Source organism: Nostoc sp. NMS8, assembly GCF_017115045.1.
GTDB lineage: Bacteria > Cyanobacteriota > Cyanobacteriia > Cyanobacteriales > Nostocaceae > Nostoc.
In genome coordinates, this window is record NZ_JABXKK010000023.1 from 1 (window position 1) to 14,094 (window position 14,094).

14 protein-coding genes are annotated in these 14,094 nt (G+C 42.4%); 6 read left to right on the top strand and 8 right to left on the bottom strand.

Going from position 1 to position 14,094, the window contains the following annotated elements:
• Window positions 1-434 precede the first annotated feature (434 nt).
• Window positions 435-662, top strand: coding sequence for a hypothetical protein (locus HWQ39_RS02495; RefSeq protein WP_292841087.1), 228 nt, complete (start codon window positions 435-437; stop codon window positions 660-662).
• 87 nt (window positions 663-749) lie between these two features.
• Here the strand turns inward: HWQ39_RS02495 and HWQ39_RS02500 are convergent, their stop codons facing one another.
• The 4 genes from HWQ39_RS02500 to HWQ39_RS02515 form a co-directional block, all read right to left on the bottom strand.
• Window positions 750-1,091, bottom strand: coding sequence for a hypothetical protein (locus HWQ39_RS02500; protein ID WP_292841090.1), 342 nt, complete (start codon window positions 1,089-1,091; stop codon window positions 750-752).
• 283 nt (window positions 1,092-1,374) lie between these two features.
• Window positions 1,375-1,587, bottom strand: coding sequence for a helix-turn-helix transcriptional regulator (locus HWQ39_RS02505; protein ID WP_196522857.1), 213 nt, complete (start codon window positions 1,585-1,587; stop codon window positions 1,375-1,377).
• Between the two features lie 166 nt (window positions 1,588-1,753).
• Window positions 1,754-2,551, bottom strand: a complete 798-nt coding sequence (locus HWQ39_RS02510; protein WP_292841095.1) for a peptidylprolyl isomerase — start codon at window positions 2,549-2,551, stop codon at window positions 1,754-1,756.
• 477 nt (window positions 2,552-3,028) lie between these two features.
• Window positions 3,029-3,403, bottom strand: a complete 375-nt coding sequence (locus HWQ39_RS02515) for a cytochrome c (RefSeq protein ID WP_292841098.1) — start codon at window positions 3,401-3,403, stop codon at window positions 3,029-3,031.
• A 218-nt stretch (window positions 3,404-3,621) separates the two neighbouring features.
• Between HWQ39_RS02515 and petG the strand changes: the two genes are divergently transcribed.
• Entirely contained in the window at window positions 3,622-3,735 is a 114-nt protein-coding gene (gene petG, locus HWQ39_RS02520) for a cytochrome b6-f complex subunit V (RefSeq protein ID WP_179067834.1), read from the top strand.
• A gap of 26 nt (window positions 3,736-3,761) precedes the next feature.
• On the opposite strand, the gene rsmD is transcribed toward petG, so the two are convergent.
• Together rsmD and hisH are read right to left on the bottom strand one after the other, a co-directional pair.
• On the bottom strand, window positions 3,762-4,352 hold the full coding sequence (gene rsmD, locus HWQ39_RS02525; RefSeq protein ID WP_292841103.1) for a 16S rRNA (guanine(966)-N(2))-methyltransferase RsmD: 591 nt from the start codon (window positions 4,350-4,352) through the stop codon (window positions 3,762-3,764).
• Window positions 4,353-4,429: 77 nt separating this feature from the next.
• Entirely contained in the window at window positions 4,430-5,065 is a 636-nt protein-coding gene (gene hisH, locus HWQ39_RS02530) for an imidazole glycerol phosphate synthase subunit HisH (protein ID WP_292841106.1), read from the bottom strand.
• 58 nt (window positions 5,066-5,123) lie between these two features.
• Between hisH and HWQ39_RS02535 the strand changes: the two genes are divergently transcribed.
• The 3 genes from HWQ39_RS02535 to HWQ39_RS02545 all read left to right on the top strand — a co-directional run bounded on the left by HWQ39_RS02535 (window position 5,124) and on the right by HWQ39_RS02545 (window position 7,677).
• Entirely contained in the window at window positions 5,124-5,645 is a 522-nt protein-coding gene (locus HWQ39_RS02535) for a peptidase C15 (RefSeq protein ID WP_292841109.1), read from the top strand.
• 31 nt (window positions 5,646-5,676) lie between these two features.
• Window positions 5,677-7,065 (top strand): DUF3370 domain-containing protein, encoded by a 1,389-nt coding sequence (locus HWQ39_RS02540; RefSeq protein ID WP_292841188.1) that lies wholly within the window; start codon window positions 5,677-5,679, stop codon window positions 7,063-7,065.
• A 174-nt stretch (window positions 7,066-7,239) separates the two neighbouring features.
• Window positions 7,240-7,677, top strand: coding sequence for a response regulator (locus tag HWQ39_RS02545; RefSeq protein ID WP_292841112.1), 438 nt, complete (start codon window positions 7,240-7,242; stop codon window positions 7,675-7,677).
• A 156-nt stretch (window positions 7,678-7,833) separates the two neighbouring features.
• Here HWQ39_RS02545 and HWQ39_RS02550 read toward each other — a convergent pair whose 3' ends face one another.
• Entirely contained in the window at window positions 7,834-9,162 is a 1,329-nt protein-coding gene (locus HWQ39_RS02550) for a hypothetical protein (RefSeq protein ID WP_292841115.1), read from the bottom strand.
• A gap of 139 nt (window positions 9,163-9,301) precedes the next feature.
• Here HWQ39_RS02550 and HWQ39_RS02555 point away from each other — a divergent pair, with 139 nt between their 5' ends.
• A complete protein-coding gene (locus HWQ39_RS02555; protein ID WP_292841118.1) occupies window positions 9,302-9,874 on the top strand; it encodes a Uma2 family endonuclease in 573 nt (190 codons plus the stop codon).
• A gap of 147 nt (window positions 9,875-10,021) precedes the next feature.
• Here HWQ39_RS02555 and HWQ39_RS02560 read toward each other — a convergent pair whose 3' ends face one another.
• On the bottom strand, window positions 10,022-14,071 hold the full coding sequence (locus HWQ39_RS02560; RefSeq protein ID WP_292841121.1) for a DNA-directed RNA polymerase subunit beta'': 4,050 nt from the start codon (window positions 14,069-14,071) through the stop codon (window positions 10,022-10,024).
• Between the last annotated feature and the right edge of the window lie 23 nt (window positions 14,072-14,094).

Below are 14,094 nucleotides of genomic sequence, written 5' to 3' on the forward strand. Positions count from 1 at the left end.
GGGGTAGCCCTACGCAAAAATAGCTCGATGCCAGGTTTATTCTTACAAACTAAAACCCCCTAGCTCTCATAACAGCTAGGGGGTTTTTGTTTATGCTGAATTTAGTATTGGATAAGGTTATGACTCCAAAGAAAAACGTGCTGCCCTACGCTTTCTGAGTATTCGCCCTCAATGGCCAAAACGAGTTTGGAAAACAAGGAAAAACAGAGGAAGACCCATTAAAATTTCTGTTCCTAGATTTCAGCAGGAGCGGTGTTTCGCTTGGTATCAACGCAAATACCGTCGTCTAGTCGTTAGATGGGAGCGTCAAAAGGTTTATTTTGACGCATTTATTGACCTCGCTACTATCCACATCTGGATTCACAAAATATTATTTGGGATAGGTTCAGGATAATAAGACTTCTCATTATGTGAAGCCAACTGAATGAGAGGATTTGCTGGATGCTGCTTTTGATGCAGCAATCAAGCCTGCATCTGCTGAAGTTTTAAATGGTTTGTATACACCTAAGCGACTGGAAGCAATTGTAGATAAATCTCAGATTATGGAAGTAGCACAGGCTTTTTTAGATTTGACTTATACGAATTCTCAAAAATCTTTGCCTGGTGCTATTGATGAGATGTTGAGTGAGTTACCTGGTGGCAAACAGTGGGAGAAAGGTTAGTGAAAATAATTGTATTAAGTATTTGCATATAACATAACAAATTCAGATATTGCGTTTTAGGTCAAGTATTTCTACTGAATCGGCTCTCTAGGTAGGCATAGAATCCAGTAAATCTGAAGCGAATTCTTTTTTTGCTCTAATCCAAGTAGTGAAGCAAAATTCTATATGTTCTCTAAAATTGCCATTATCACAAGATTCAACTTTATAAACAGTCTCTCCATTTTTTTCGACAATAATGGATGCATCATGCCCACAAAAACTGTATATCTCTACTTTCCATTGACCATTTTTGCTTTGTGCATTACCACCAATATCATAGTATCCACTTTTATCGTCTACATTCTCCCAGTAGTCAAAGTTCCAAAAGCTATTTAAAATCCCACTTTTAACTCTCTCCTGAATTTTTTGAATATTTTCTAAATTAATCATAAGTACGGATGTCCAGTTTATTAAAAACTCTTATTTTATAGTTCCCAAAAATCTTCCTTCACTCCTCAATACTTTATAAAACTTTACTGCTAACTACTCATGCTCACTCCCTCCGAAAGGATGCGGCTGATGAAAGAATTCTGAAAACTCCCACAAAATAATCCCCTTGCAAAATGGAAAACAGCCTACGCTAGTGCTTAACTCGGTTTGAAGATAATGACGACTGGACAATTGTAATGCTATGTGGCGATCGCATCATCTCAACCTCTTCAACACCCATTGCCTATTCCATCAATTCAATCAATTCTTCAATCGTCACCTCTAAAGCACGAGCTATTTTATAGACTGCACTTAAATCAACTGTATTCATCCCGTCGTCACGTCGAGCATAGCTTTTAACTGTGTTGTAGTTGACTTCAGCATGGTCAGCTACATCTTGCAGTGTCCAACCCCGCTTCTGAGCTAATTCTCGAATTCGCAGTCTAACTCGTCCCATCCATGTTTTGACAAAGGTGAGTATTCACCTACTAGCATGTATAATAAAGGTGAATACTCACCTAAAAAACACATCAAAAGCGATCGCACGTCCAGCCTAAAAAACTAACACAGCGATCGCTACTTTTGATTTTGAAGGCAAACAGCATAGAAGGTGACTTCCATACTTAAATTAAAGGTTTATCGCTTTCTCCCTGTCCTCCCCTGCCCACCTCCTGTTGTGGTGCAGACATGATTTGCTTTTGCTGTTCTTGTATCCAGGTTTCAAAAAGTTCATTCAGAAGACGCACTTTCATAAATTCATCCAGTTGTGCGGGAATAAATTTTTCCAGCCGCAAAATAACAAACCATTCAGCGATGCGTGTAGGGGGCAATATCTGACCTGGTTGACTGCTAGAGAGCATTTGTACCATTACAGGATGTAGTGCATTCAATTCAATCGGGCCAACTAAACCGCCAGTTTGGGCTTCTGGCCCGAGTGAGTATTCCCGCGCCAAGTCAGCAAAAGAGTTTTCTTTTGCCTGAATCCTGAAGTAGAGTTCTTGGGCAATTCCCACATCTTGGGTTCGCAGTAGGGAATAAATTACTTTGTCCAGTTTTGTCTTGGACTGGAAAAAGTAAGATTCTAGTTTGTTACCCCAAGTAGCTTGCTTGAATTTTTCAATTTTAAGCTTACGAGTGGTAATGACTTCTAGTTGATCGGAAGTCAAGCCTTGATGTGCCATCCAAGCCTGGATGTCTTCTTCATTTTTGAACTGTTTTTCAGCGTAAAACTGCTGTTTAGCTTGGGCTATTTCCTCAGGTGTACACTCTATTGCTACTTTCGCAAGGTGTGAGTTTTGCTCTATTGCCTCATCGATGATCAATTCACGCTGCAACTGTGGCAGCATTTGATAACTTGCCAGCAAGGAAATCAATTCACTAGCTGCGATTGTACGATTACCGATTTGGATCGCTTCAGTCATTAGCTTTCAGGCATCTTAAGAATATCTAGTTTGTTAAAGAAGCTATACCATAGCCCATTTATTAATAGCTTTTACCTTAATTTTAACGAGTTAGTTATCCTAACCTCACTTTCACAATAATTAAATAGTTACTTGCTAATATACTTAAAAATATACAGGTTATGTGAGTTTTTATCAAAGATTCTACGCAAATATGCTGCTTAAACCTCTTGTCATTACCGCATCTCTTAAAAGGCTGATGAAATTTGGGTTTTAAAGTTTAAGTATGATTCTCATTTATCAATTTTTATTGAGAATATTCACGCAAGAATCAAGGTTATGTAATCTGCTTTGAAAGCGATCGCCAGTTGGAAAAAAATGTGGCTAATGACAAGCCTTAAGTCCTGGGTCTATTAAAAGTTGTTAGAGATAGAAAAAGACAGCACAACCTATGCTGCTTTTTCCATTTGTGTATCCAGCAACCAAAAATTCTCCGGTCTACAACGACTCTAAATAGTTCAGAAGATCCGCCATTTCTTGGGCACTAGGTTGGAATTTTGGCATTGGCGGTGTTTCACCACTGATCACTTGATGAATCAGCCCATACCGAGACTTGTGCTTTGAAACAGCCTGCAAACTGGGCCCTACTCGCCCGTCTGCTTCCAAGCCATGACAACCAGCGCAGTTAATTTGAAAGATCGCATGTCCTTGAACTGGGTTTCCTGTTAAGGATAGAACACTCTTGACGTATGGATCGGAGGCTTGAACTAACTGAACACCAAAAAAGCCTAAAGGGACTGCTAGCAGTGTGGCCAGCATCAATAAAACGATCCGCTGAATCAATATTTCAGGTTTGGTAATCTGGTTATCCAAAAGGTTTGCTGTGAAAGTCTAGGTGTGCTAAAAAGTTTTTATTTCCTACACATAGCTTAAAAGTTCTTGATCGTGTCTGCAAGCACAGAAGACTATTTTCTTGTGGGCAGTTAGGCAGTTGTCCTTTAAAAAGGCTGTAGAGCGCAGGATTCATACGAAATTTGGTAAAATCAAAAGCAAGCAACGAATATTTAATTATTACAAAGAGGAGATTTCCAGTGGTTGAACCCCTGCTATCAGGTATTGTCCTTGGTCTAGTTTTCGTCACCCTTGCCGGACTGTTTTACGCTGCCTATAGGCAATACAAGCGCCCCAATCAGTTGGGAGGATAAGGGAGTGCTGAGTTAGGAGTTAGGGGTTAGGAGTTATATTGTTCCTCATCTCCTTTATCCGCCCCTAATCCCTCACTCTGAATTCTGTAGAAAGTAAGTGATGTGTTGCTGTAAACTTTCTGGCGGCAAATTTCCCAAGCGGGAATCTCTGGCGGTATCCAACCTTGTGAGGCGTGTTCAACTGCGATTTCGCCGCTAAAATCTAAAAGTTGATGGTGAGCGATCGCTTCTAATACTGGTTGGTACAATCCACTGGCATAAGGGGGATCGAGGTAAATTTTATCGAATTGCTTGCCTGATAAAGTCTTTAACTGCTGCGTAATATCTCCCCGTAATACCCGAAATTCTTGGTCGGCATTAACTACCTGCTGCCAATTTTCTTGGATGGTGGCACAGGCTCGGCTCGATTGTTCTATTCCGATTACTAGGCTGGCTCCTCTACACAAAGCCTCTGCGCCCATTGAGCCAGTACCAGCGCATAAATCTAGCCAGCGACAACCTGCGATTTCTCCCTGCCAAATATTAAATACTGCCTCTCTTACCCGCGCACTAGTGGGTCTAGTTTCTTTTCCTGGTAAAGTTTTTAGCTGACGATTGCCGTAAATTCTCAAACTCATTGGTTATTAGTCATTAGTCATTAGTCATCGGTCATCAATTGTAGACAAAAGACAAAGAACAAATGACAAAAAGAATATTAGGCAGGAATTTTTTCGCGGACTTGAGCAACGAAATTAGACAGGATTTGCAAGCCGATATTAGAAGATTTTTCGGGGTGAAATTGGACTGCCATCAGGTTTTCATGGGCGATCGCAGCTGTGACGGTTTGAGTCCCGTGAGTGACGGTTGCTGCACGGATTAGGGGGTCTATTGGGTCAACATAGTAGGAATGGACAAAATACACCCAAGGATCGGATGGTAAATGCTCCCACAAAATACTTTTTGGTTGAGTCACTTCCAGCTGATTCCAACCCATGTGAGGAATAGTAATGTCGGGTTCCGAGCGAAACCGCCGCACTTTTCCTTTGATAATTCCTAGTCCTGGTTGGGTACCTTCTGCACTTGATTCAAAGAGAATTTGCAATCCTAAACAAATTCCTAAGAAAGGTTTACCAGATGCGATCGCTTCTTTAATCGGTTGTTCCAAACCACGCGCTCGCAGGTGTTGCACTGCTGGATCAAATGCTCCTACTCCTGGTAGGACTATAGCATCTGCCTGCTCTAATTCCTTTGGAGAATAAGTAACATTAGGAGTTGCCCCAGCTTTTTCCAAGCCTTTACAGACTGAGTGCAAATTTCCCATCTCGTAATCTACGACCGCAATCACTGGCATTTACCTGCTCCTTGTAAATTTATTATGGAGGGTTTTTCTATTCTAAATAATATTTGTTATGAAGAAAAGAATTCTATTAACTTCTTTTGATATTTGGCTAAAGGATCAACAGACAAATTCTTCTGATGATTTATTACTTGAAGTTACCAAACTCGATCTGATACCGCATGACTTAACTTTTTTACGCCAGTTACCCGTAGATGTGCAACTTGCCAGTACTCAGGTAATGGAAAAAATCAATGCAATCCAACCTGATTACATCATCTGTTGTGGTATGGCTGCAAGCCGTACACAATTAAGTGTGGAAGCCGTTGCTAGCTATGGAGAAATTGTTTTACAGACAGAGGTTAATTTAGAAAAATTAGTGGCGGGAGCCACAGCAATTGAGATTAGCTACGACTGCGGTAAATTTGTTTGCGAAGGTCTTTACTATTCAGTGTTGGATTACTTAAGTCAAAATAAACTCATAGCACGTTGTATTTTTGTCCATGTTCCGATTCTCAATCAAGAAAATTTGATGGGTATTCTTGCCGATTTTGTATTAATTATTAACAAACTGGCACTTTCATCAAGTTGTTAATGTCTGTATGGTGAAAGAAATATCTAAGTATATGTTGCCATTGTTACTAGTTTTTCCCATTGCTCAATTAACTCCTGCTACGCCATCACTTGAAGAAGTTGTACAACCACAAGAAGTACGACCTTTACCAGGGCAATTGGATACAGTGCCAACTTTTAATAGCAATAGTCCAGAATTGGTTTTGAAAGAAGGAATTTTACTTTCCACCTTTCCACCAGATGGGAAAAAAGTGCCAACGGCGCATCTGAATTTTCCCTTTCGAGGACGATTTGATATTTTTGCTCACCACATTACGAAAGCTGAACCAGCAGATAATTTGCGTAGGCGTAGCTCGTCGGAGACATCGCTCTATTTAGGGATAATTTTGCATAACCCTAGTTCGGAATCGGTGAAGGTGAATATTTTGCAGGCGGCGAGTTATTTGAGTCAACCGGATGCACCATTTATTCAGTTACCATCTTTTAGCCAAAATTTTTTAGGTAAAGTTTTTGCCGGGCCAGGCGATCGCGTTATGTCTGATGTGCTTCGAGGAGTGCGACAAGAAATTTTCCCTGCTCAAATTGAGATTCCAGCAAAGCAAAGTCGGATGTTACTCAATTTACCAATTCCGGTGCAGGGACTGACACCACCTCTTAATGGTCGGTCTACATTGATCCGACTGCAAAGTGATGGCACTGTCTATGCAGCTAGCCTAGCGATGTTTGCACGGGTGAATCCTGATGGCAGTGAGCGATCGCCTAATTTAGAAGAATGGCAAAATTTACTAGATAATGGTGATTTGGCTGGGCCACGAGATAAAGCACCCACTCCCTTAGAGGGAACTGACAAGCCAAGAATTTATGGGCGTGTCGCTGGAGTGGCTGGTGGTTCGCGATGGAGAGCCTTATTAGTAGATAATCCTAAAGCTAGGTATCTAACTATTCCCCAGCCTGGTCAAGTGTTTTCTTACGCTCTGAGTACCCTGCATGGCGGTACCTTAGGAACTGGTCAAATCCAAAGTGCTACTATGCTGGTGCGCTATCCTGACACCGCATATCGCGCTCATGGTAACTATGGAATTCAATATAATCTGAAGTTGCCGCTATACAACAATACTCAAAGTTCTCAAACTGTTAGTGTGTCGATACAAACACCACTCAAGGAGGATCAATTAGTTAAGCCAGGGTTACGCTTTTTGAGTACACCAGCCCCTCAAGTATTTTTCCGAGGAACGGTGCGGGTACGTTACAAAGATGAGCAAAATCAGCCACAAACTCAGTTTGTGCATTTAGTGCAAAAGAGAGGTCAACCAGGGGAACCATTAGTTTTATTAAAGATGAAAGCGGGCGATCGCTCTTTAGTAGAAGTAGACTTTCTCTATCCACCAGATGCTACACCACCGCAAGTATTAACAGTTTCAACTCAAGCTGAACCTCGGTAATGAGTCATGGGTAATGGGTAAGGGTTTTTCTCTAATTACCTGTTACCAAAAAATAACTAAAGCCTGTTCTAAAGCTTTTCACCCTAAATTTGTATATTTAGGGTGAATACTTATTCTGCTCTATGCATTGCAATAGAAATAGCAGACTAAGTAGATAGCCAATAAAAGGACGGTATGGCAACAAATCAAAAAATCAATCAAGAAACTGAGTTAAATTCGCTTCAGCAACTTGTTGGAACCCTAATCTTACTGGTAGAAGATGAGCCAGATATTGCAGATTTACTTACCTTCATTTTGGAAACGGAAGGTGCAGAGGTGATGGCTTTAAGCGAGGCAGAAGAAGCCCTTGCTTTAGTCGAATCACTTCATCCCGATATTTTGTTATGCAATGTGAAGTTGCCCAATCATGATGGAAATTGGTTAATTGAGCAAATTCGAGTGCATTCTTGCCCATCCCTAAGAGAGTTGCCTGCGATCGCTATCACTTCTTATACACGGGAAGTCTCAAGCTATAAGGCTTTAAATGCTGGTTTTGATCGATTTCTAGCCAAGCTTGAGAGTCCAGAAGGAATCGTAGATGAGATTGTTCACTTGCTATCTACCGATGTTTAAATCTAACTATCTGGTTTTTATCTCGTTTTTGACATTGATTTTACCCACTAGGCGCTTGGAGCGTACAGGTATCTGTACGCTCCCATAAAGGACTCTACCTTGGAAAACATATAACCTTAAGTGGGTAGAGTGAGATATTGAATATATTAATTAACCTTATTGAAAACCTTTTGCTGACTTTTTTTGCCCCTTACTCTTGGGCTTAGATTTGTTAACTTCTCCTAAAGCTTCTTGAAATAAGTTGTGTAGATGTATGGGGACGCTAGCAATTTCTGGTAACTCTGGCTCAATCGGTTTGTGGAATTCTTGTAAAAGTGTATCCAAGTCACTTTCAAGCCTAAACTCTGGACGTTGCAAAAATGCTTTTAACACATTTTCTAATTGAGTTGGATACTGTTGCGCTAATCGATGCCAGATAAAAGCATTAATACTTTTATCTTCCAGGTAGTAACGAACTAGTTTTTCCGACCCTTGAACACTTTGCCAATCCTCTGCCGCTAAAATTGCTTGTATCTTACTATATGTTGGTAAAAACATCTGTCCCCAACGAGGATGAGAAAGGGTTGTTACCTGTTCTGCTTTCTTGAGGTCAGCAGGTAAATCAACCTTTGGCATCACCATTTTGCTATTGCCACTTTTGCTCTTCAACATCTCAGAGACTACATTGGAATCAGCACCGAATTCTTGTGCTGCTGCTTTGATTTCATCGTCTCCAATGCCCGCTGCTTCTGCCACTTCTGCCAGAGATTTAGAAGTATCAATTCCTGCGGCTGCAAAGGTTTTTTCCGTAATTACTTCTTGAAATTCCGCTATTTTTTTATTCAGATGGTATCCAGATAGTGTGATTTCATCAGTGCCAAAAAAGTCCACAAACTGCTGATGATATTTTTCTACTGACTGCCAAGCTTCTTCTAGCAAGTCGGGAGCATCGCTGTAAAGATTACTTTTATAATTCTCTTTGAAATTGCCAATTGCTACAGCAAGTTTTGGTTTACCTAATTTACCCATTATTGTGTAGGGGCCAGAAAACATCCAGTAGCTATCGGTGACAGGAGAAATACGAGTTAGCAAAATTTCTCCTGCTTTCAAGCGAGATATTGCCTGTAATGTTTGAGTATTGTTTGGCTTGACGATGTAGTGTTTATCTGTCAACCAGTTTGTCAATTCAAACCCATCAGGTAAAATATTGGTTATGGCAAATAAGCCAATAAAACTATGATGCCAACTGTCGATCAGGCTGTGATCGCTTTCTTCTAAATCTGGATTGCTTTCGATAAACAAGTCTAATGGAGACTTATCACCGACTTTCCCATCTGTCAGAAAGCTATCGATGATTAAATCCTGCTGTGTACTATCTCCACTTCCCCGGCGCGACTGTGCTGCTGCATAAGTTTCCAGTGCTTGTGCCAGTTCCCCCTCAGCATCAAAGACAAAATCAACTAAGGCTTGTTTTAATTGGTGCGATCGTTCTAATATGACATCCACAAGTTAATCTCTCGGTGCAACAGATGTAGATTATAGCTCTTAAGAGAATTACAGCATCTAGCAATAGCTAGATTTATGCGGATTTAGCCGTCAAGCTTCTCTTAAAATAGATATAAGGCATCACACAAGGTCATTACAGATGGTCGCAATTCCAAATTCTAGCTATATTTCCCCAGAAGACTATCTCAAAGGAGAAGAAACCAGTCCTATCAAGCATGAATATAGACGGGGACAGGTTTATGCAATGGCAGGGGCAAGCAATACCCATGTAATTATTAGCGGAAATCTGTTTGCTCTGCTGAGAAATCATTTGCGCGGGAGTGGCTGTCAGGCTTATATCTCAGACACTAAAGCACATATTGAGTCGATTAATATCTATTACTACCCCTATGTGATAGTAAGTTGTGACCAACGAGATAGAGCTTTTAACAACTTTCTGCGTTATCCCTGCTTAATTATAGAAGTGCTATCTCCAACAACAGAAGCCTTTGACAGAGGTGATAAATTTGCTGACTACCGACAGATGGAGTCACTTCAGGAATATGTACTTGTGAGTCAAACTCGATTAAATGTTGAGTGTTTTCGCCGTAATCCAGAGAGACAATGGGTACTTTATCCTTATGGACAAGAAGATATCATTCATCTGGCAAGTGTAGATTTTCGGTGTGCTGTTGCAGATTTATATGAGGATATTACTTTTGAATCGCCATAATTGACAGACTACTAGCTTAAAAGCCAGAAACTAGAATCTTGAGGATTTAAAAATGTGTTTTTAGAGAGCAAAATAAAAAGGCAAAAGAAAATCTTCTTTTGCCTTTTTGCTTTTTATCTTTTAATAGAGACCTGAAATTTTACGTCTCTATTCATCATCAAAATCATCTTCGTCGTCTTCCTCTTCTTCCTCGTAATCGTCGTCGTCTGCGACTTCATCGGCGATTAATTCATCTTCGTCATCTAAAACTGACCTTTCTGCACGTCTGCTGCCAAAACCAGATTCCCCAAGAGTCGGAGAATCTAAATTATAGGTGCGAGCTGTGCGGTCATCTAAAACCATATCTAGAGGATCGTCAACTTCATCTAAGACACTACTGCTAATCTCAGCAGCATAATCTTCGATCGCACCAGGTTCATCATAGGTATTGTACCCAGTACCAGCCGGAATCAATCGCCCAATAATTACGTTTTCCTTTAACCCACGCAGCCAGTCAGATTTGCCTTCGATAGCTGCTTCGGTAAGTACCCGTGTTGTCTCTTGGAAGGATGCGGCGGAAATAAAGCTGTCGGTGTTCAAGGATGCTTTGGTGATCCCCAACAACACTGGGGTATACTGTGCCCTAGCACCGCCTGTAATTGCCATAGCTTCGTTCACCTGCTCAACTTGGCGCAGTTCCACCAATTCGCCGGGAAGCATGGTAGTGTCACCACCATCATCAATCCTGACTTTGTTGGTCATCTGGCGAACAATCACTTCAATGTGCTTATCGGAAATATCAATCCCTTGAGACTGATAAACCATTTGCACTTCATTCACCAAGAAGGTTTGTACCTTCTGCAAGGCAAGGCTAGCACAAGCATAGATTCCATCTTCAGAACCCAGGCTAAAGAAGATTTCCAAAATTTCATGAGGATTGGATGGGCCGTCGGTCAACGGTTGTCCCGCTAATACCATTGAGCCATCTGGCACAATCAAATTTTGTCCTGGGCCCAAAGGATAATCTGTCACTACGCCATTTGATTCTACGACCTTAATAGCGATCGCTTCATCACCACCATCAGCGTAAACTACCTTAACTTCACCCGCCCGGCGACATAAAATGCACGCTTCTTTAGGTTTACGAGCTTCAAGTAGTTCCTCAATCCGGGGCAAACCTTGAATGATATCTCCGGTTTTGGCGCGTTCAAACACCAGCAACACCAAGTTATCACCCCGTTGTACCAAATCACCGTCCTCTATCTGCAACACAGCACCAGGGCTGACTCGGTAAGGGCGACCAATACGGGTAGTAATAACGTAGTTTTTATTACTCAGAGCAGACTCTCCACCAGATGCAGCAGCGGCACTTTTGATATCCACTACTTGCCCTGATTCTGGGGCAAAAACTCCAGGAGCAACTTCTGCACCTTCTACTAGCAAATCACCCACTTTCACCTTGGGCTGAGTACCAGTATTAATGGCGAGCCTGTCAACGTCGCGTAACACCAAGCAACGACGAACGTTTTCAGTTCCTTTTTTGACACCTCGCACTTCCCCACCTTCTTTACACAAGATTTGGGTACGTGCGACTACAGATCCGGGGGCGATGGTTAACCCATCGTGTACCTCAAGTGTCGTTTGGGTGCTACCTTGGGTGGCATCAGCGGTAATGTCTCGACGAATTACCAAGGATTCCAAAATCACCAGTTGCAAGCGTTGAACTTCTGGGTCTTCAGTATCCTGCACCAATTCAATATCTGCTGCCAGGGGTGAAGCATTATGGTCTTGTTCCCCTTCTTGCTCAATTTCCAGCACTAGCTGGGTTCGCAGCAGTTCCACACCTTCAACAGATTTGACGCGTTCTGAATCTTTGTAAGGTAGTCGCTGCACAGCCCGTAACTGAATCGATCGCCCGGTTTGTTGACTTACTGATGTCGTTGATGGCACATCTGGATTATCCGGTACAGCAAACTCAACTACTGGACGACTCAACAGGGCTGGGCCTTCTGGTGTTTCCACATATTGGATATAACGCAATTCCGTGGCGACATTGCCTTGGAATTCCTCACCTGGTTGGATGAATGTGTTATCTCGCCCGATAACTGATTCTGGATCGTCCACCATCAGCAGTTCCCCTGGCTTCACCACGACTTCCCGCAGGATGTCGTTTTTCTGGGTCACTTCTACCACACCGCTGTTTTGGCAGAAGATATCCTTCACCACTTCGGTGCCAGCTTCGACAAACTGACCGTCTTCTACCAACAGCAACGAGATATCTTTATTAACTTCGTGGCTTTCTTCAGGAATCCACAACAGGGTACCGCCCTGCACGACTTCATAACCCAGCTTGGCTTTGCCTTTTTTCTGGACTTCTACACCCGCGAATTTCAGGAAACCACCGGTGGTTGTCCGATAGCGGTCATCAATTAACTCAGCTACTACTTGACCATTTTGCACTTTTGTGCCTGGTGTAGCTCTGAGGTTAAATACTTGGTTGTTACCAGTGGAGACTAAGTAATTATTGCGACCTTGGGAACTTTGGACTGTCACCGTAGCTTGGTCTAGTACCACAGAAGCAGTGATAATTTCAATTTCCCTGGTACTCTTACCTGGGGTAGCTTCCGGCAAGCGCACCACACCGCCGTGCAAACTAGCTAATTTGGTTTCTGCTAAAACTCCGTTAGAAGCGATCGCATCACCATTTTTCACCACTAATTCTGCACCTGGTGGCAAGTTGTAAACTTCTCCAGATAAAATCCAAATCAAACCACCCCGTGCTGCGGTAGTTGTGGTATTACCCTGACGGTCGGTTTTTTGTTCTGGAACTACTTCAGCAAATTGCACTTCCCCTGCCAAGTCAGAGGCGACATCTTTAACTGCTTTTTCTGTATTAGTTCGAGTTGTCCGTCCACCGAGGGCAACCTCTGCCAACAACTGACCTTGTTTTACCTTATTTCCATCAAATACATATAGTGTTGAACCTTGAGTCAGATGAACTTCTTGGTTCTCTGGGGTAACATCACCTTCTTTTTTCGGTTCCAGAAGCAGGATGCCATTAGCCTCAACATAGAGGGCATCTTCCCCGTGACGGGTACGATACGTTCTAGTCTTCAATTTGCGGGGAAGCTTGACAGTTCCATCGATTTTAGAACGAACTTGTTGCGCCACTTCTCCAGTAAACACCCCACCTGTGTGGAATGTCCGCATGGTTAGCTGAGTACCAGGTTCACCGATACTTTGGGCGGCAATAATCCCCACAGCTTCGCCTAAGTCTACCATCTTAGCGTGAGCCAAACTCCAGCCGTAGCAGTGTTGACAGACAGAACGTGCGGCTTCACAAGTTAGTGGCGATCGCACCACAACTTCACCCACCCCAGATGTTTCAATTTTCTTCGCCAAATCCTCAGAAATTGGGGAATTGCGGGCTGCAATCAATTCTTTTGTTACCGGATGCACCACATCTTCGCCAATTACCCGCCCCATCAAGCGGGTGGCTAGAGGAATCAAGGTTTTAGCGCCTTCTGTCATTGGTCGAATCGCCAGACCTCTAGTGGTACCGCAATCAAATTCCCGAATAATTACATCCTGGGATACGTCCACCAATCGGCGGGTAAGATAACCAGAGTCAGCCGTCCGTAAGGCAGTATCCACCAATCCTTTTCTGGCACCGTAAGACGAAATAATGTATTCCGTCACAGTTAATCCTTCACGGAAATTGGTTTTAATGGGCAAATCGATAATTTCCCCTTGAGGATCTGCCATTAGTCCCCGCATCCCTACCAACTGACGCACTTGAGAGATGTTCCCCCGTGCCCCGGAGAATGCCATCATGTATACGGAGTTCAGGGGATTAGTCTTCTTGAAGTGGACGACTACTTCATCTTTCAAGGCTTCACTGGTACCATTCCAAGTATCAATTACCTTTTGGAAGCGTTCTACTTCAGTGATTTCTCCCCGTTGATAACGGGTTTCAGTAGCGCGAATTTCTTCCTCAGCTGCTTCTAAGAGCAATCGCTTAGTTGGTGGTATCATCAAGTCATCTACACTGATGGAAACCCCTGCTTTGGTAGCATAGCGAAATCCCAAATCTTTCAATTTGTCCGCCATCACTGCGGTTCGCGCTGTACCATAATTCGTAAAGGCCCAAGAAATTAATTTTTGCAGTTGACTTTTGTTAACTACGCGATTGCGAAAAATCATTTTTTCGTTAGTCATTAATCATTAGTCCTGAGTCATCA